15 protein-coding genes are annotated in these 16,380 nt (G+C 57.9%); 7 read left to right on the top strand and 8 right to left on the bottom strand.

The window, feature by feature from the left end; genetic code table 11:
• Positions 1-312: 312 nt before the first annotated feature.
• From V1283_RS43295 to V1283_RS43285, 3 genes are all read right to left on the bottom strand, one after another.
• Positions 313-1,098 carry a hypothetical protein gene (locus V1283_RS43295; RefSeq protein ID WP_334392685.1) on the bottom strand — a complete coding sequence of 262 codons (786 nt, stop codon included), beginning with the start codon at positions 1,096-1,098 and terminating at the stop codon, positions 313-315.
• Positions 1,099-1,318: 220 nt separating this feature from the next.
• Positions 1,319-2,080 (bottom strand): SDR family oxidoreductase, encoded by a 762-nt coding sequence (locus V1283_RS43290; protein ID WP_334392684.1) that lies wholly within the window; start codon positions 2,078-2,080, stop codon positions 1,319-1,321.
• A 52-nt stretch (positions 2,081-2,132) separates the two neighbouring features.
• The gene (locus V1283_RS43285; RefSeq protein ID WP_334392683.1) at positions 2,133-2,582 is read right to left on the bottom strand and encodes an Rrf2 family transcriptional regulator; all 450 of its coding nucleotides are present in this window, start codon (positions 2,580-2,582) and stop codon (positions 2,133-2,135) included.
• A gap of 524 nt (positions 2,583-3,106) precedes the next feature.
• On the opposite strand from V1283_RS43285, the gene V1283_RS43280 reads away from it, so the two are divergent.
• Together V1283_RS43280 and V1283_RS43275 are read left to right on the top strand one after the other, a co-directional pair.
• A complete protein-coding gene (locus tag V1283_RS43280; RefSeq protein ID WP_334392682.1) occupies positions 3,107-3,613 on the top strand; it encodes a hypothetical protein in 507 nt (168 codons plus the stop codon).
• Between the two features lie 446 nt (positions 3,614-4,059).
• Positions 4,060-5,850 (top strand): tetratricopeptide repeat protein, encoded by a 1,791-nt coding sequence (locus V1283_RS43275; RefSeq protein ID WP_334392681.1) that lies wholly within the window; start codon positions 4,060-4,062, stop codon positions 5,848-5,850.
• Positions 5,851-6,111: 261 nt separating this feature from the next.
• Here the strand turns inward: V1283_RS43275 and V1283_RS43270 are convergent, their stop codons facing one another.
• The 4 genes from V1283_RS43270 to V1283_RS43255 form a co-directional block, all read right to left on the bottom strand.
• Complete coding sequence (locus tag V1283_RS43270) at positions 6,112-6,516, bottom strand: hypothetical protein (protein ID WP_334392680.1); 405 nt, start codon at positions 6,514-6,516, stop codon at positions 6,112-6,114.
• A gap of 10 nt (positions 6,517-6,526) precedes the next feature.
• Entirely contained in the window at positions 6,527-8,110 is a 1,584-nt protein-coding gene (locus V1283_RS43265) for a hypothetical protein (protein WP_334392679.1), read from the bottom strand.
• A 436-nt stretch (positions 8,111-8,546) separates the two neighbouring features.
• Positions 8,547-8,924: a hypothetical protein gene (locus V1283_RS43260; RefSeq protein ID WP_334392678.1), complete on the bottom strand. Its 378-nt coding sequence runs from the start codon at positions 8,922-8,924 to the stop codon at positions 8,547-8,549.
• A gap of 641 nt (positions 8,925-9,565) precedes the next feature.
• Positions 9,566-9,979, bottom strand: a complete 414-nt coding sequence (locus V1283_RS43255) for a nuclear transport factor 2 family protein (RefSeq protein ID WP_334392677.1) — start codon at positions 9,977-9,979, stop codon at positions 9,566-9,568.
• Between the two features lie 511 nt (positions 9,980-10,490).
• On the opposite strand from V1283_RS43255, the gene V1283_RS43250 reads away from it, so the two are divergent.
• From V1283_RS43250 to V1283_RS43230, 5 genes are all read left to right on the top strand, one after another.
• The gene (locus V1283_RS43250) at positions 10,491-11,804 is read left to right on the top strand and encodes an adenylate/guanylate cyclase domain-containing protein (RefSeq protein ID WP_334392676.1); all 1,314 of its coding nucleotides are present in this window, start codon (positions 10,491-10,493) and stop codon (positions 11,802-11,804) included.
• A gap of 395 nt (positions 11,805-12,199) precedes the next feature.
• Entirely contained in the window at positions 12,200-12,667 is a 468-nt protein-coding gene (locus tag V1283_RS43245) for a GNAT family N-acetyltransferase (RefSeq protein WP_334392675.1), read from the top strand.
• A gap of 314 nt (positions 12,668-12,981) precedes the next feature.
• The gene (locus tag V1283_RS43240; protein WP_334392674.1) at positions 12,982-13,815 is read left to right on the top strand and encodes an SDR family NAD(P)-dependent oxidoreductase; all 834 of its coding nucleotides are present in this window, start codon (positions 12,982-12,984) and stop codon (positions 13,813-13,815) included.
• A 502-nt stretch (positions 13,816-14,317) separates the two neighbouring features.
• Positions 14,318-14,470 (top strand): hypothetical protein, encoded by a 153-nt coding sequence (locus V1283_RS43235; RefSeq protein WP_334392673.1) that lies wholly within the window; start codon positions 14,318-14,320, stop codon positions 14,468-14,470.
• Positions 14,471-14,605: 135 nt separating this feature from the next.
• Positions 14,606-14,839, top strand: coding sequence for a hypothetical protein (locus tag V1283_RS43230; RefSeq protein WP_108522855.1), 234 nt, complete (start codon positions 14,606-14,608; stop codon positions 14,837-14,839).
• 947 nt (positions 14,840-15,786) lie between these two features.
• Here V1283_RS43230 and V1283_RS43225 read toward each other — a convergent pair.
• Positions 15,787-15,936 carry a zinc finger domain-containing protein gene (locus V1283_RS43225; RefSeq protein WP_334392672.1) on the bottom strand — a complete coding sequence of 50 codons (150 nt, stop codon included), beginning with the start codon at positions 15,934-15,936 and terminating at the stop codon, positions 15,787-15,789.
• Between the last annotated feature and the right edge of the window lie 444 nt (positions 15,937-16,380).

Here is a 16,380-nt window from a genome sequence, read left to right as displayed (position 1 = left end):
CGCAAAGCCTCTCGGAGCTGCCTACAGCAAGTTGAGCAACTCGCAGCTGCAAGGTAGCGGCCACCTCGAAAGGGCGCATGCAGTGGCAGCACCGCTCCACGCGGGCACTTCCATCGAGCGGCGGCGAATGCCGGGCAAACTGGTCGGCGACAGTTTATGAGCGGCGGCGGCTATGAGCAGCGCGCGTCCCAGACTCGCTGATGGGTTAAAAGCCGCCGCTGTCGAGATGGCATGGCAGCTCCCTTGAGGTGCACGATCAGCTCCTGCTCGGAGCACGGCCGGCTGCTCTAAAACGCTTGAACGGAGTTATGCCTAATTGGGCCAACCGAAGGTTTGGAGGAACGACGGTGCCTGGGGACTTTGCACAACCTGGCCCTGTCCCCGCGCTCGGGCTTCTTGTGCGCGCGGGTCTTGGATGCGCGAACTTTGTTCCCGCCGGACTTTCTTTCGTGGATTGTTCACTGGCCGCATCTCCGCCCGTGCGTTGTGGACGGGCCTGACGTGTCGGTGTTTTTGCATGGGCCGGAGTGACGCTCGGCTACCTTCCGCAACCTGCGCTGGGGCATTTTGCACAATCTGCGCCCGGGCATTTTGAACAGACTGTACGGGCCCGACTTGTGCCTGCGCATCTTTCTCGGCCGCCCAAGCTTGGAATTGCCTAAACAGGTCTTCGCCATTTTCCGTTTGGTTCTGACCGGTGGGTTCAGAGGAGGCAGCATTTTCCTCGCGGGCCAGCACTTCCTTTGCCGCCAGCGGCAAAGCCTGAACTTCGGCGCTAGATTGAATTGTTGGCATCGACTGATGGGTGTCAGGCTGGAGCGCCGATTTGTTGGCGAGCGGAGGCGTGACGTCCGCAATGGAAGCCGTGACGTCCCCAATGGAAGTCTTGACGTCCGCAAGGAGCGTCACTGGATTACCCACCACCGATAGAATCGCAACACTCAGCGCTGTCGCCACTGCAGCCCAGATGCTCGCCTTGAGAACGCGGGACGAGATAACAGCTCTGTCCCAAGCTTTCCCGAGAGCCTGCTGCTCAGGTTCACGGGCGAGAAAGCGAGGCAAACGATGGTCCGGATTAAAATCGTCTTTGGTCGGCATTAGGTGATGCCTCCTCTAACTGTTCTCGTCCGCGAGTACCCTCTTCCGAGGACCAAAGGGCGGAGAAATCTTGACTTCACTTGGGCCGGGGAACTTCACTCGTTCGTACCCTCGCATTCCGGGAGGTGAACCCTCCGCATGATACTGGCAGCCTGTGGCGGTGCGAGCCATCCATTGCCTGAGCGGAAACAGGAACGGCCCCGACTCTCTGCAATGAAGCTCAAGCGCCCACGGGCGAAATGGCTGAGACCCCGCCGTCGATCAGGAAGTCTGCTCCGACGATGTACGCGGAATCGTCCGAGGCGAGATAAACCGCCAGCTTCGCGATTTCCGACGGATCGGCCATCCGCTTGCTGGGATTGTTGGTTGCAAGGACGCCCTTGACCGCGTCGCCCTGCTCTTCGCCTGCGAAGCGACCGAACATCGCCGTGTCCGTCGGGCCTGGGCTTAGGGTATTCACGCGAATCCCGCGGCCGACGAGCTCGGCGCTGAGGATTCGCGCGAGATGGACGACCGCGGCCTTGCAGGTCGAGACGGTCGAGGTCGTCGGCCACCCCTTGCGCGCGCCAACGGACGCATTGATGACGACAGACGAGCCCGGCCTGAGCAGCGGCAAGGCCTTTTGAATGGTGAAGTAAGCCCCTTTGAAATTGGAGCCTATCACCATGTCGAAGCTTTGCTCTGTCACCTCTTCGAACGGCAGGAACTCGCTGTAACCTGCATTTACGAACAGGCCGTCCAGGTGCCCGAACTCCCGCTTGATCGTGGCGAACATCGTATCGAGGTCGGCGAGTTTGCTGACGTCCGCGCGAACGGCGAGACTTTCGGCTCCCAACGTCCCTTTGGCCGCCTGCAGCGTCCTTTCATTCAAGCCGCAGATGGCGACGCGCGCGCCCTCTCGGTCGAATTCCTGCGCTGTGGCCAGCCCGATCCCGCTGTTACCGCCGGTGATAAGGATATTCTTGTCCGTTAGCCTACCCATTGTCATCACTCCTTATTAAACATATCCGTGTCAGTTACAATTTCAGGCAAATTTAGCCGACGCAGCGTACCAGCTCCGCGAGACTCGTTTTGCTGAGAGCCTGCTCAACGGCGTCGTTCGCAGCGTTGAAGATTGGGCCGAGCCTTCGTTTCATCGCGCAGGCCACCGCGCATCCTTCATGCACTTGGCTGCGCATGGCAAAAACGCCGGTCTCGCTTTCAACCGCCTTGTAGATCTGACCGAGTGTTATGCGAGATGCCGGGCGCCGGAGACCGACGCCGCCGTGACGGCCTTGGCAAAGAGCGACCAGTCCCTCCCGCTCGAGAAGCTTGAGGATCTTCCGCACCACGACCGGGTTGGTCTGGAGGCTTTTCGCGATTGCCTCCGAAGTCGTTCCCTCGTCGCCGGCGTAAGCGACGAAACTCCTGATATGGACGGCACTTGCCATACGACTGTTCGCGGTCATAACCGTAACCATACCAGTTACATTTAAGGCTGTCAAGCTCGAGCATCGCGTCCGATCGCCACGATCCCTGCCAGCACAGGCGGTGCTCCCGGTGATGCCAGCGTTGTTGACCAGGTGGGCAGTGTTGCCGTCGCCGCCGGCTAGCTGAGCAGTCACTCATCGCGGCTTTGTGAGAAAGTTGGCGGCGCCGCAAACGCAGGCGGCAACGGCCTAGTGCATCGCGACTTCCGCCGTGCCGCTCTCGCTTGTTGACGAGCTGATTGGGTAGTCTGGCAGTTTGCTGCGGCGCACGAGTCCGGATTTGGCACTTTTGAGACATGCCGACCGACCCTGCGAATGTCCGCTAGTCGGGGAAGACCGGAAGTGAACGGAGCACGTTTAGAACGACGGAAATGACCCGTTGCAGAAGTGGGGACGCGGGGAGCGCCACCCATGCCGAGCATCGGCAGTAACATGAATGTTATCAACATTTCCGCCAAAAAGTCGGAACTCGATCTGACACGGTGACGTAGGCACGCGTGGTGCAACATTGATGTTCTTTGCACAACGGAAGAAAGCCCATGAAACATGCACGAAAGACTGCCCTTGCAGCTTCTGCCTTTACGTGTGCGGCATTGTTGTCCTTCGGTTGGTCTGAGCAAGGCGGCATCTCGCTGTCAATCGAGAGCGCCCAGGCGCGGGTAGGTCGCCCGCTGACCCCGGTGAGCGGGGCCGGTGTTGCGCGCCGGCACAACCGGCGGGCTGTTTACGGCGCCGGTGTAGTCGGCGCAGGTGCCGCAGCGGTCGGCACGGCTGCCGCGATTGGCACGGCTGGCGCGGTCGCGGCCACCTCACCTAACAGGGGATGGGGAGGCAACCCCTACCAAACAGGCACAGGTTACTACGCAGGTGGTCCTTACTACGGTGGGAATGTTCTGGGTGCCAGGGCGGCCTACTACGGCGGTCCATCCGCGGCGTGGGGCGGTGTGAGCAGCAGCGACCGCGCCCAGTATATCAAAAATCTGCACGACTCAGGGTATAACCCAAAGGACAACTTCAACGCGAACGGGACCATCAAGGTGCAATAGCGTCAGGTCTCGTCGTTCAATTAGTAGTACCCGTCACTACGCAGTGAGGGGCGCTACTACGCGGGCGGTGCCCCTGGTACGGCTACAGCGGGTGGGATGACTACCAGGCGCGCAACACCATCCGGGTGCAAGCCCGGTACCATGACCAAGCTTGACGACGGGCAGATGTACGCCTGTCGGTGAGCATACGAGAAACGAGGCGGCTCCAAAGCCGCCTCGGAGCGCGTCGTCAGACCGAGGTCGCCGTCAACACATAAGTCCGATTTTGGCACCAAACGGACCAACTGGGCCGCTCTGATAATATCCGTTGATTGGGGTAGACCGGAAGCAGTCGGCGGGGCTTCAAACCGGCGCTCTTGACCCATTTCGGAAGCGGGCACAGTCGGACATTGGTCCGCAATTGTGCTATATGAACATTGAGTTTCCCCGAGCCCCGGGGGTGCATCTTGAGCAGAGAGCACGTAGAGCGGCGGCTGGTAGCGATTCTGGCAGCGGATATTGTGGGCTCTTGCCGCTTGATAGGGATCGACGAAGAAGGCGCGCTGGCCCAACTGAAAGCTCTGAGAAAGACGCTTTTTGATCCCAAAATCAGCGATCACCGCGGGCGCATCGTCAAGAATACCGGGGACGGCGCTCTCGTTGAGTTCGGGAGCGTGGTCGACGCCGTGCGATGTGCCGACGAAATCCAACGCGGCATGGCCGAACACAATACTGATGTGCCGCCGGACAAACGGATCGAATTTCGCATCGGCATTCACGTCGGCGATATTATCATCGCAGAGGATGATATCTTTGGTGACGGCGTCAATATTGCAGTGCGTCTCGAAGGGATCGCAGAACCGGGCGGCTTTAGCATTTCCGACGATGCGCACCGGCAAATTCGTGGCAAGGTAGATATCACCTTTGAGGATACAGGTTCGCAATCTTTGAAGAATATCGCCGAACCGATACGGGTCTGGCGCGTGCGCATTGCCCCAACCTCTTCCCGGGCAATGGTAACAAAGCTGTCGAGCAAGACTGCGCAGCCGCTCCCTCTCCCCGACAAGCCCTCCATCGCGGTGCTCCCGTTCCAGAACATGAGCGTCGATCCGGAACAGGAATATTTCGCCGACGGCATGGTCGAGGACATTATTACCGGACTGTCGCGGTCCAAATCGCTCTTCGTCATCGCGCGACACTCCACCTTTACCTACAAAGGCAAGGCCGTCGATATCAAGCAGGTCGGCCATGAACTTGGCGTTCGCTACGTGCTCGAAGGCAGTGTGCGCAAGGCCGGCAATCGCGTTCGTATCTCAGGACAGCTCATCGATGCCGCAACAGGAGCGCATCTCTGGGCCGACCGGTTCGACAGCCAACTCGATGATATTTTCGATCTGCAGGATCGGGTCACCATTAACGTGATCGGCGCAATCTCTCCCAAGCTTGAACGCGCCGAAATCGATCGAGCAAAGCGCAAACCGACCGAAAGCCTTCAGGCCTACGACTATTATCTTCGCGCGCTCGCTTGCGTTTATCGGTTCGCCCGTGAAACGAACATTGAAGCGCTCAAGCTCACCAAAATTGCCAACGGTATCGATCCCGAATTCGCCGCAGCGTACGCGCTCGGCGCTCGTTGCTATATACAAAGGAAAGCTTACGGCTGGAGAATCGATACTGCTGCCCAGGAGATAGCTGAGGCCCGGCGGCTCGCGAGGCGGGCGATCGAACTCGATAAAGACGACCCATCGGTGCTCGCATGGGCCGGAAATGCGCTCGCTTTCGTAGTGGGTGAGGTTGAGGAAGGCGCGGCCCTCGTCTCGCGGGCGATAAAGTTAGACCCAAATATGGCTGCCGCACGCCATTGGAGCGGTTGGGTCCACCTTTATCTCGGTGATGTAGATGCCGCGATCAAGCAATTCGAGTTCGCCTTGCGTTTGAGTCCGCTGAATCTTCGGAACTTCGTTGTCCAGACCGGATTGGCCTATGCTCATTTTTTCGCCGGCCGCAATGATGAGGCCGCTACGTGGGCGGCGACCGCCATCGGGCAACAACCAAATTATTTTTCCGCACAACTTATCATGATGGCATGCCATGCGATGTCTGGAAGAATTGAGGAAGCGCGAGCGATCTGCGCGCGCTTAATGCAACGGAATCCGGCCCCACGAATTTCTCGAATTCGGGACAGGACTCCTTTTCGCAGGGCGGAAGATATCGGAAGATTGGCGCAGGCTTACCGGATCGCGGGAATGCCGGAATGACCGTTATTGGCACTTTTGAGACACGCCGACTGGCCGTGACGATGTCCGCTTCCGGGGAAGACCGGAAGTAGCCGGCTGACAGCCAAAACGACGTGGTTGATCCAGGGCAGAGATCGCTACTTTCCCGCACTCCTCGTCGGGCAAATCATCTCTACAAGTTCGCGCCGTCCCGTTCCCACGAGAGGGATGCTTCGACCAGCGATAGCCAATGGCTTAGGGAAATGAAGCGACGCGAGTTCATTGCGGTCTTCGAGGCGAGGGCTATTTCACCCACAGCTTAAGCGGAACGCCCTGTCGGCCAGCGCAGTTCATTGTGCCGGCATATGAGTCGGATAATTGTCCGCTGTAAGTACATTTGACGCCGGCAACCGATAGTGTTGCATTCAATCGGGACGATGAGGCCGATATCTGAAAGCGTAGTGCGCCCGTTTTCTCCTCCGGGCCCTCCTGGGTGCAGATGCCGACATGCTTCATCGTTAGCGGCCCTGAGTATTCCGCTGTCGATCCGGGAGCTGTCTCCGTAACCGTCGCGGTCAACTCCCACTCCCCGAGATAACCGGAATATCCGATGACCTGAAGCGGCTGGGCGGCCCCGGCCGGGGTGGCGAGGACGCTCAGCATGATCGGCAGAAACAGCGCTTTCATACGTATTGCCATGCGCTTCATCTTACGCGCCTCAGCGCTTTTGCAGGAAGGCTCGCGCGTCGGCTACTTCAGTGCGGGCCTTGTCGGCATTATCGGCAATCGCGACGACTTTGCCGTAGTACTCCCGCGCCTTGGCGAGGTCGCCGGACTTTTCGGCGGCCACGGCCGCACCCGCATAGGCGCCCAGCCGATTGGGCTCCTTTTTCAGCGTCGCTTCGAATGCTGCGAGTGCTTCCTTGGTCATGCCACGCTCAAGCAGCATGGAGCCGTAGAGTTCGCGCGCGGGTTTCGGCACGCCCGGGGTCACCGGATGCTTTTCGGTCTTGTCCTCGGCATCGGCGGCCGCGCTCATCGCGGCCAGCGCGTCATCCTGCTTGCCTTCGGCATAGAGAACCCAGGCGGTCGCGACCTGCTGTTCGATATCGACTTGTTCTGACCAATAGGCATCCTTGGCGTCACGCAGCTTGTCGCGAAACTCGGCGAGCTTGGCGATGTCGGCCTTGGCGGCTTCCGGATTGCCCGAGCGGGCCGCTCCGAGCGCGCGCGCCGTATAAGTAATCGCCTGCACCTGAGGCAGCGGGTTTGGACGGACCTGAAGATTCGCAGCCGCCTTCCAGTCGCCGCGCTCTACCACATAGCGCGCCGGCGAGATGGCCAACGCATAGGGTCCGGGCATGTAGGTCTCGGTCAAACCGGTGACACCAGCCATGTCATCGATGAGAGCCTTGGCTTTGGCGTCCTGGCCGAGCTGCAGATAGGCATAAACCTGGTAGTCCATGGCATGCAGCTGTTCGGCGAAATCCCCGGCGTCTTTGGCTACACGCGCGGACTCGGTATTCGAGGCAATCGATTCAGTCCAGTAGCCGACGCGCGTGAAAATGTGTGACGGCATGTGCTGGGCGTGTGCCGCGGCCGGCGCGATCTTGGCATAACGCCGGGCGGCGTTGAGACCTTTCTCAGCGATCGGCGGATAGTCGTAGAGATGGATCAGGTAATGCGACACGCCGGGATGTTGCGGTTGGCGTTCTGCAATCGGCTCCAGGATCGCCGCGCCCTTGAGTTGGTTGGCGTAGGTTTTGTCGGCCGGTGACGCCGAGGTGTTGAGCGCGAGGGCATAGTGGATCTGCGCCTCGTCATCGTTGGGATAGCGCTGCGCCAATTCCTCCATCGCCTTGGCATAGGCCAGAAGGCGGGTGCGGTGATCGACCTTCTCGTAGTCGGCATACATCGTGCCGAGCGCGTCGATATAATCGCGCTCGCGCTGGGTCTTGGCACCGACGGTCTTGCCCTTTGCGATTACCGACGCGCCTTCGGCAAGATTCTTCGCGGGCGGTGTAGCGTGTGGATTCCACAGCAGGCTTAGCGCGATGCCCCAATAGGCAATGCCGCATTCGGGATCAGCCTTCAGCGCATCTTCGAAAACCTTTTGCGAAGCGCGATACCAGAACGAGTGCTGATACAGCATCCCTTGGTTAAAAAGCTTCTGCGCCTCCGGTTTGCACGATGTTTCGAAATTCACAATGCCGAGCTTTTCGTCCGACTGCCCCAATGCGGGTTGCGCGAGCGAAAATCCTGCCGCTGCTATAGCAGCAACCGCGAACGATGTGTTCTTCATGATTCAGCTCCGAGGCAGCTTTGAAATTCCCACAGCGCGCGCTTGTAGATTATGCCGATTTCATAAGCACACCATGCTTTTCTACGGAGCAATCGGAAGCATGTCAGCGATGCTTACGCTTATGTACGGGACAGGGTTCGGTTGCTTGCGTTCGAAGACTTCTGCTCTTGGTGCCTTTGAGACACGCCGACCGACCCCGACGATGTCCGTTTCCGGGGGAAGACCGGAAGTGGCGTTTCGGAGCCGTCAGGACCGTTTTTGACCCTTAGCGGAAGTTGGCCCTAGGAATGGTGGTCGTGTCCAATTTCGGCCATCCACCCGGTGCCAGAGATATCAGACGTTCATCCGGCGGATCGGACGCCTCGTGGCTGCGGCTTTGAGCTTCATACGGGCAGCCTGCCGGCTAGTGCAAACCATGGTTTCGCATTCGCTAGGATCATCGGAAATCGCTTCCGTATAGACGCCGCTCGGCAACGCCCTTGTTGGCTGCCACGCATGCGTCACCGCACGGCAACGGATGATCATTGCGCCCGGTCTGCATGTCCTGCCAAACGCCCGCGATCCTCGCATCCTCTTCTCGCTTTAACCGCTCGTTGCGAGCCATCGTTTTGCGCAAATTTTCAACCGTTGCCCAACTGCGGCATTTGCCATCGCTAAAGTATTGCTTGCAAAGTTCGTCAAGCTCGGCGCGCTGCTGTGCTCGCACGATTGACGCTTCCGAGGGCCCAGTGTCCGGCATGTTCGCGCCTTGCACTATGACGAACGCGAACAACGCCGCGCCAGCGCTTAGCAAGCCAAATTTGAGATTGCCCATTGACCGCTCCCGGAAAAAGGCGGAGCATGCAATGGAGTGACGATGCATGCAATGAGCCACACAAGCACTTCGCACGGTGCGGTTTCCAATTCTTAAATTCCGATTTTTATTTTTCGGATATCCACACTCCAGATTGAGGGATAGCCTGCGGGCTGGGGCATATGGCACTTTTGCCGTTGTCCGGTTTTGGGCGGTTTACCCCTTATCTTACCCAGCACCGCCCCCCGGAGGGACAGGACCATGCGCGCGGGCCGGGGCATTCGCTGTTCGATCTTCTTAACGTTTCGTTCACCACGTTCCTGCCTGATCGCGTGGCAATGTGGTCTAACGTGGTCAAGCGGGTGCGCGTAATGTTCGTTATGGAATCACCGCGAAATCGCTTGGCATCGTCGTGCCCCCGACCTTGCTGGCGCTTGCCAACGAGGTGATCGAATAAAGCCTTTTTGCTGCACCGCATGAGTCCGGATGTGGCACTTTTCGGACCTGACAGGACAGGCTGGCGACCTCTGTTCTTGAGGGTAAAGCGGACTACCCATCGGCCCGAAGGTCAAGAACGGCTTCGCATTGCTCCTGTGGGTTGCCTCTGCTCAACGGAGGACTTAACGTGCGACATCAAGTCCACGTCAGCTCCGCCGCGCGATCTACGGCTCTAATACTCTAACGATACGCTTTGGCGACCGCGGCTGAGTCCATGTACTCGTGGAAGGCCACGATCCGACCGCCGCGGAGGGTGAAGACGTGCGCGAAGTCGCCGTCGATGGTGCGCCCGTTGGCTTTGACCTGCAGACGTAATGACCGAGAACGACGACCTTGTCGCCCTGAGCAATGAATTCACGCTCCTCGAAAGAACGCGCATGCTGTAGGCTTGCGAGGGTCGAAAAGAATTCGCCGACCGCGCCGCGCCCCTGTCGCTCGCCGGCAAAAGGCACGTTCTCAATCTCTGGCAACTTCCACGTGACGTCCTCTGACAGGGATTGCAACAGCGTCGGGATGTCACCGGCTTTGAAGGCGGCGTAAGCCTGCTCAACAAACTGTCGGTTCTCATATTCGCTCATCTGCACCCTCCTAACGCATTTTGGGTGGAACGCAGTCATTTCATAACTGAAAGTGGTTCCTATTGATTTAGATCAATGGACTGTTTGGTTCGCTGCCGATCGTTCGTGGATGTCACCGCCAGAAGAACCGCAACCGGGTAACGATGAGCCGCCGCCCAAACCGTCGCGGCTAGAGGAAGCGCGACGGATCATCGAAGAGTACGTGGCAGACCTTCGCGAGATCATCAAGAAGTTGCGCCGTCGTTTGAATTGAAGCCGCCAACTGAGGCGGCCTGTTTTATATCATGCGGCACCAGTTGATACGTCGCCTCTTGGCACTTTTGAGAACATGCCCGCCTATCCTGTGAATGTCCGTTCACGGGGGTAGATCGGAAGTCGCCGTGATCCGGTCAAACCGACGCGAATGACCCAGAACTGACGTCGTAGCCCGTCGCCATGACGGATGATTCGGGTTACGCTTGATCCCCTCGTGCCAAGGACAAACAAGTTATTTGCGGTTTCGAGGACTTAAATGAGTGATTTTAACTTGCCGGAGACGCGTTACGCTCTCAGCGGGGACGTCAATCTCGCCTATCAAGTGATGGGCGATGGACCGGTCGACATCATTATGGTGCCGGGGTTCATTTCACACATTGAATTCCGTCACGAACTGCCCGGTTATACCGCTTATTTGCGCCGCCTCTCGAACTTCGCACGCGTGGTGACGTTCGATAAAAGAGGTCAGGGATTATCGGACAGGGTATCTGACGCGCCTTCGCTCGAACAGCGAATGGATGACGTTCGCGCCATTATGGATGCTATCGGCTCGCGACGAGCAACGCTGTTCGGACATTCCGAAGGTTGCGCGATGAGCGCTTTGTTCGCCGCTACATATCCAGAGCGCGTTTCCAGGCTCATTCTGTTTGGCGGTTTTGTGAACCGGCGCGACGTGAATATGGCGGAAGTATTAGAACAGCGCATCAAGTTCTGGGGCACGGGCGCAATGCTGAAGCGTGTCGCTCCAAGCCTGGCAGCGGACCCGGCTGCAGTTGCCCAGTTTGCCAAGTTCGAACGGCTTTCGGCCAGTCCGGGAGCTGTCAAAGCCTTTACGATTTTGAATTCCCAGATCGATGTCAGTTCCATCCTCCCGGCAGTGCGCGTTCCGACACTCGTGCTTCACAATCAAGGCGACGTGATGGTTCCGGTTGAACGTGGCCGCGAATTGGCAGCGTGCATTCCCGATGCCAAACTGATAGAATATCCCGGCGGCGACCATCTCTTTATCATCGGCGACGTCGAAGCGGCGCTTGGCGACATCGAAGAGTTCATCACGGGGCATCGCGAAAGTTCATCGAGCGACTTGGAACGCGTTCTCGCCACGGTGTTGTTTACGGATATCGTCGATTCGACGCGCAGCGCTGCCACCATGGGCGATCAGGCCTGGCGGAGATTGCTGGACAATCATGACCAATTGGCCATTCAAACGATTGAGAAACATCGTGGGACCTTGGTCAAGTCGACGGGTGATGGGATTTTAGCGACATTCGATGGGCCGGGCCGTGCGGTTCGATGTGCCTTGGCGCTCGGAACGGCCTCAAAGCAGATTGGCTTGCCGCTCCGCGCGGGGCTTCACACTGGGGAAATTGAGATCAGAGGAAGAGACATTGGCGGCATTGCCGTCCATGCAGCCGCCCGCGTCATGGCGCAGTCTCAACCCAGTGAAGTTCTTGTTTCAAGAGTTGTCACCGACCTTGTTGCCGGGGCGGGCCTGAAGTTTGCCGAGCGCGGCTCGCATAAACTCAAGGGCTTGCCCGGCCGTTGGGATTTGTTCGCCGCGAGTGCGTAGTACATGTCCGGGTTTGGCACTTTTCGGACCTGACAGGCCCCCCTGGCGACGTCCGTTTTTGAGGGGATATTGTTGCAAAAGTCGAAAATCGAGCGACCCGGAAAATCTCGCGAAAGTTGATCTTTGGACTTCTCCGCAGCTGCGTCGCTTTTCAACGCCACTGCGGAGGTTCGTGATCGATTTTGGATGAAACGATATGGTCCCTCACGTTGCCGCGCATAAAGCGTATCAGCAGCTCTAAGAATTTTCGTTCGCCACCCCAAAAAGACTTTCGCAACAATATCGAGGGTAAAGCGGACTGCCGAGTTGCACGCCCTGACTGCCGAATTTGACCCACAAGAGACATTGGCAAGCTGAAATGCTACACCGCTCCCTCAAGTCGAAAGAGGTTTTGCTTGGCTCTGAAACTCCGACCGCCGACGATTGATGAGTTATCCGGCCTTTCCGATCTGTGTTTCAGGTCTAAGGCTGTCTGGGGCTACGACGAGGAATTCATGGAAGCGTGTCGCGGCGAGTTGTCGTTTGAACCGCGCGACTTGGAGTTGACGCCCATCGCGGTTGCTGAACATGACGGCAAGCCAATCGGTGTTGCACAGCTAAGAGTAGTCGATGATGAAGCTGATTTGCTGAAACTATTCGTCGAGCCCAGCGCGCTCCGCAGCGGCACGGGTAAGGCGCTGTTCGCTTGGGCTACCGACGTCGCGAAAGAACTGGGTGCCACGCGACTAACGATCGAGGCGGATCCCGATGCCGCTCCCTTTTACCGCAGGATGGGAGCTTACGATGTCGGCCAAGCGCCGTCTGGCTCGGTGCCGGGAAGAATGTTGCCGAAACTAGCGATGAACCTTTGCCTTGCGGACTAACCGTCAGGTCCGAAACTGGCACCTTTGAGACGTGGCGACCGGCCCTGACGATGTCCGTTTCCAGGGGAGACCGGAAGTAGTCGGCTGAGGAGCAAAATGACGCGATTGACCCCAAGCGGATTGCGAACTCGATGGACACATCCCGGTCTTAGCCCATAGACTTTCCGTATTACGCATCGGAGCGCAATAATGGCCGAGGCGCGGGTCGAACGCCGGCTCTATCGATGATATCGCAATCCCGGTGATAGGCGCGCCTTCATTACAAGAAACCGGCGCAACCGTACTTCCCGACGTGTTTCTCACTAGGACTCGCCATGAAAGAGCTTCACGGAAAAGTTGCGGTGATTACGGGTGCGGCCAGTGGATTTGGTCGTGAATTTGCGATCCGTTGCGCCGACGAAGGAATGAAGGTTATTCTCACAGATATCGATACAGGTGGCTTAGGTACCACCGTCGCGCTGCTCAAGCCTGGCACCGAGTCCCTCGTGATTGGCAGCGACGTCTCCCGTGCCGACAGCATTGAGCAACTGGCAAGGTCGACATACGACCGCTTTGGCGCATGCCACTTGCTCTTCAACAACGCGGGCGTGGGAACGGCGGGGCCGATCTGGACGGCCACGCTCGACGACTGGAAGTGGACGCTGGGTATCAACGTGATGGGCGTGGTTCACGGGTTGCGCAGCTTCGTGCCGCGCATGCTGGCGCAAAAGGAAGAGTCTTACATCGTCAACACAGCCTCCGCAGCGGGGCTGCTTGCGCCCCCGGGCTCAGGCGTCTATGCCGCGAGCAAACACGCCGTAGTCGCGATCACGGAATGCCTTCATCACGAGCTGCGCGGCCAGAATGCGCCGATCGGCGTTTCCGTGCTATGCCCCGCATTCGTTGACACCGGGATATCGAACTCCGAACGCAACCGGCCCGCGGAACTCGCGGACTCCAATCCGGAAGCGGAACAGTACTCGGATCGCATCAGACAGGCGATCAAATCAGGAAAGCTATCCGCCGCCGACATCGCAAAGATCACGATCGACGCGGTGAAGGACGGGCGCTTCTATATTCTGACGCACCCGAACGTGAAAATCGCGCTGGAAATCAGGATGAACGATATTCTGTTGGATCGGCAGCCGACCAATACATCGCAGCGCTGACGTCGCCGATTTTCCGCAATTGTTCATCGGCGCGTCGGTGTGGCATCGTTCGCCAATGTCGCATGGCACTTTTGAGACATGCCGACCGGCCGTGACGGTGTCCGCTTCCGGGGGGATTGTGTTGCAAAAGTCGTTTTGCAGGAGATGTCAAAAATTCTGAGGGCCGCTGGCGCGTTCTTCGTGTAATGATCTGAGGGACCTCATCGCCTTGCGCCAAATTCATGGGCGACTTCGGTAGCGCGACTGAGGCTATACGAATCATCGACCTCTTTGCGCTTCAGGTTTTCGCCAAAAATTTGGACCGCTGCAACTTTCGACTTTTGCAACACTATCGGGGGAAGACCGGAAGTCATCGGTGGAGGGGCAAACCGACGCGATTGACCCAACTGAGACATTAGTTTCGCCGCCAGAACTGACATCGGCCCCTTCAAGTATGTTAGTCTGAGCCAGTACGATGCGCGGTATTCAGTCGTGGGGATCCATCCATCAAAAGGGTCACGTCATGAGCAAACGCGAAAATGAAGCAAGCATGTTCCGTCCATCGGATAGGCCCCTGAACGATTACGAGCAGGAGCAAAAAGCGCTGCGCAAAAACCTAGAACGGCTGAAGGCTGAACGACTGGCGAGAGAGGTTACCAAGTCGAAGGACGGTTAGAAATCGGAACTCTGTAGCGGCGGGCCGGGCGGCCTCGGTAATTCCCCTATCCCCGGTCGGGGCCGCTTTCGTTTTCTTTGCCTTTAAAGTCGCATTTTCGTTCCCACATTATTTGATAGGGCACCGGAGGCTGAGATGAAATCAGAGTTCTTCAGTATGTTCGGAATACCACCCACCGAATGCGAAATCGAAGCCCGCAAAGATGAATTGGGTGTGCCGCGACTGTGGTTTCGGTCAACGGGAAATCCGCTGGTCGGCTTGGATTTGACTGGTGCTACCCAGCTTCAGCATTTGTTGACTGATGCCGGCGAAGCCAATCAGGCGAACGAAATTGGTCAACACATCGCCAAAGCGCAGCACCTTCGATAATTGTTTTTCAGGGGTGATCCTGCAGATAGCAGTCAGCCCGAGGGGGTGAATTGCCTTTAGGGCCTCGGGGCATTACGCAACTTCTCCTGGGCCGCCTTATATTCGTCTTCGAGGGGCAGTTTGTCGAAATCGGGCTTGTAGCCGTTCTTTTCGTATGTCGACCTAGGTATCGGGATGGAAATGCCGTCGTATTCAACCTGAGCCGACTGATCTGGTGTTTTAAATAAGCTGATGCCAGCCTCCTTGCTTTGGCTTAAGCATATCACGAGGACCTTGATCGCCCCGGCTCACCCAAACAAAAAGACCGCCGGAGACCGGCGGTCCTTTCGTTTACAGTTGGGGTTGATGCGCTCGACTTTGCTCTAGCCTTAGACAGTGGCCGCTATGGGTCTCTTATGTCTCCTGTTGGTGCTAGCCGGTGCGAGAACCTATCGATCAAACCTAACCTTTCTTAAAACTGGGCGCGGCTCAAGGAAGATCAAGTGAGGGATGCTGACCTAGCCCCTTGCCATCCGCGCGGCCAACCAATGTCTGCCTTTGCTGATCTGCGCGGTTTTGCCCCCCAAAAAAATCGTCGCGCAGGCAGGCAGCCAGAGACGGCGTCACATATGAACGAGTGGCTATCGTCGCCCGGATTGCAGACCCCGATATAAACGGTAAGGCCATCAGCCAGCGAGTTGCCCGGCATATATCCGGATTCGTCCTGGCGTGGTCATACGCAGCTCGCCCGCTAGGTCCACCATGTAGCCCAGCGCGATCAGCCTAGCGCTGTGCCCGGCGGGGATTGCGGACGCTGAGCTATTTATAGCCGCGTTACAGACCGTAAGCAGGGAGGCGAATTCTTCAGTGGTCAGCATTTGCGCTTCTAGGGCCATGACCCTGAGCATGGACTGCTTTGGGCAATCCCGCGTGGTCAATATTGCTCAGGTACGCGAATATAGGCCGCCTTAGTTGGCGTCCGTAATCTTTCCCTTGCCGTCGCAGTCTCTGCATTTGACGGGGTAGATTTTGCGGTCCGGCCGGATCGGCTGCGCCACCACGGGGAAGCCCGTTCCGTTGCAGGTCTGGCACGTATGTTCTTTGATCTTCAGCGTCATAGTGAGCCTTTCAAGCCGCCTAAGTGGAGCGGGGCAACAAGTAGCGGACAGTCATTCCGGCCCCGTTGGCGCGCTCAATAAGCAAGATATCGCCAAGCTTCATTTCCGCTTCCATGGCGTCACAGCAGAAAGGCATCCCATGCGTAGAGCCGGGATAGCCACCGAGTGAGCGGTACAGCTCCCCCGAGTTGATTAGGACATCAATCCGACCGTGATGGGTAGCGCGCTCCATCTGCGCCAGCAGCCCTTGTCGGAAGAGATCCATTGTTACCATGCAAGGGCTTAGCACGCTGGGTGACGAACAGGTGGCTTATCTCAGAGACCGTCTCAGCCCGGATGCCTTAATTCGCCCGTGAGCTGTGTGAACTCCGGCAATTTGAGGAGGCCTGTTACATCGCAATCGACGCAGCGGAATTTGCGTCCTCCCGTTTTCACGAGCACAAA

This window comes from Bradyrhizobium sp. AZCC 2262 (assembly GCF_036924535.1).
Taxonomy (GTDB): domain Bacteria; phylum Pseudomonadota; class Alphaproteobacteria; order Rhizobiales; family Xanthobacteraceae; genus Bradyrhizobium.
This window is presented reverse-complemented; position numbering and strand designations above follow the sequence as displayed.

Coding starts and splice junctions, on each gene's coding strand:
- V1283_RS43295 (WP_334392685.1), bottom strand. CDS start 1,098: ATGCCGACCAAAGACGATTTTAATCCGGACCATCGTTTGCCTCGCTTT.
- V1283_RS43290 (WP_334392684.1), bottom strand. CDS start 2,080: ATGGGTAGGCTAACGGACAAGAATATCCTTATCACCGGCGGTAACAGC.
- V1283_RS43280 (WP_334392682.1), top strand. CDS start 3,107: ATGAAACATGCACGAAAGACTGCCCTTGCAGCTTCTGCCTTTACGTGT.
- V1283_RS43270 (WP_334392680.1), bottom strand. CDS start 6,516: ATGAAGCGCATGGCAATACGTATGAAAGCGCTGTTTCTGCCGATCATG.
- V1283_RS43265 (WP_334392679.1), bottom strand. CDS start 8,110: ATGAAGAACACATCGTTCGCGGTTGCTGCTATAGCAGCGGCAGGATTT.
- V1283_RS43260 (WP_334392678.1), bottom strand. CDS start 8,924: ATGGGCAATCTCAAATTTGGCTTGCTAAGCGCTGGCGCGGCGTTGTTC.
- V1283_RS43255 (WP_334392677.1), bottom strand. CDS start 9,979: ATGAGCGAATATGAGAACCGACAGTTTGTTGAGCAGGCTTACGCCGCC.
- V1283_RS43250 (WP_334392676.1), top strand. CDS start 10,491: ATGAGTGATTTTAACTTGCCGGAGACGCGTTACGCTCTCAGCGGGGAC.
- V1283_RS43240 (WP_334392674.1), top strand. CDS start 12,982: ATGAAAGAGCTTCACGGAAAAGTTGCGGTGATTACGGGTGCGGCCAGT.
- V1283_RS43235 (WP_334392673.1), top strand. CDS start 14,318: ATGAGCAAACGCGAAAATGAAGCAAGCATGTTCCGTCCATCGGATAGG.
- V1283_RS43230 (WP_108522855.1), top strand. CDS start 14,606: ATGAAATCAGAGTTCTTCAGTATGTTCGGAATACCACCCACCGAATGC.
- V1283_RS43225 (WP_334392672.1), bottom strand. CDS start 15,936: ATGACGCTGAAGATCAAAGAACATACGTGCCAGACCTGCAACGGAACG.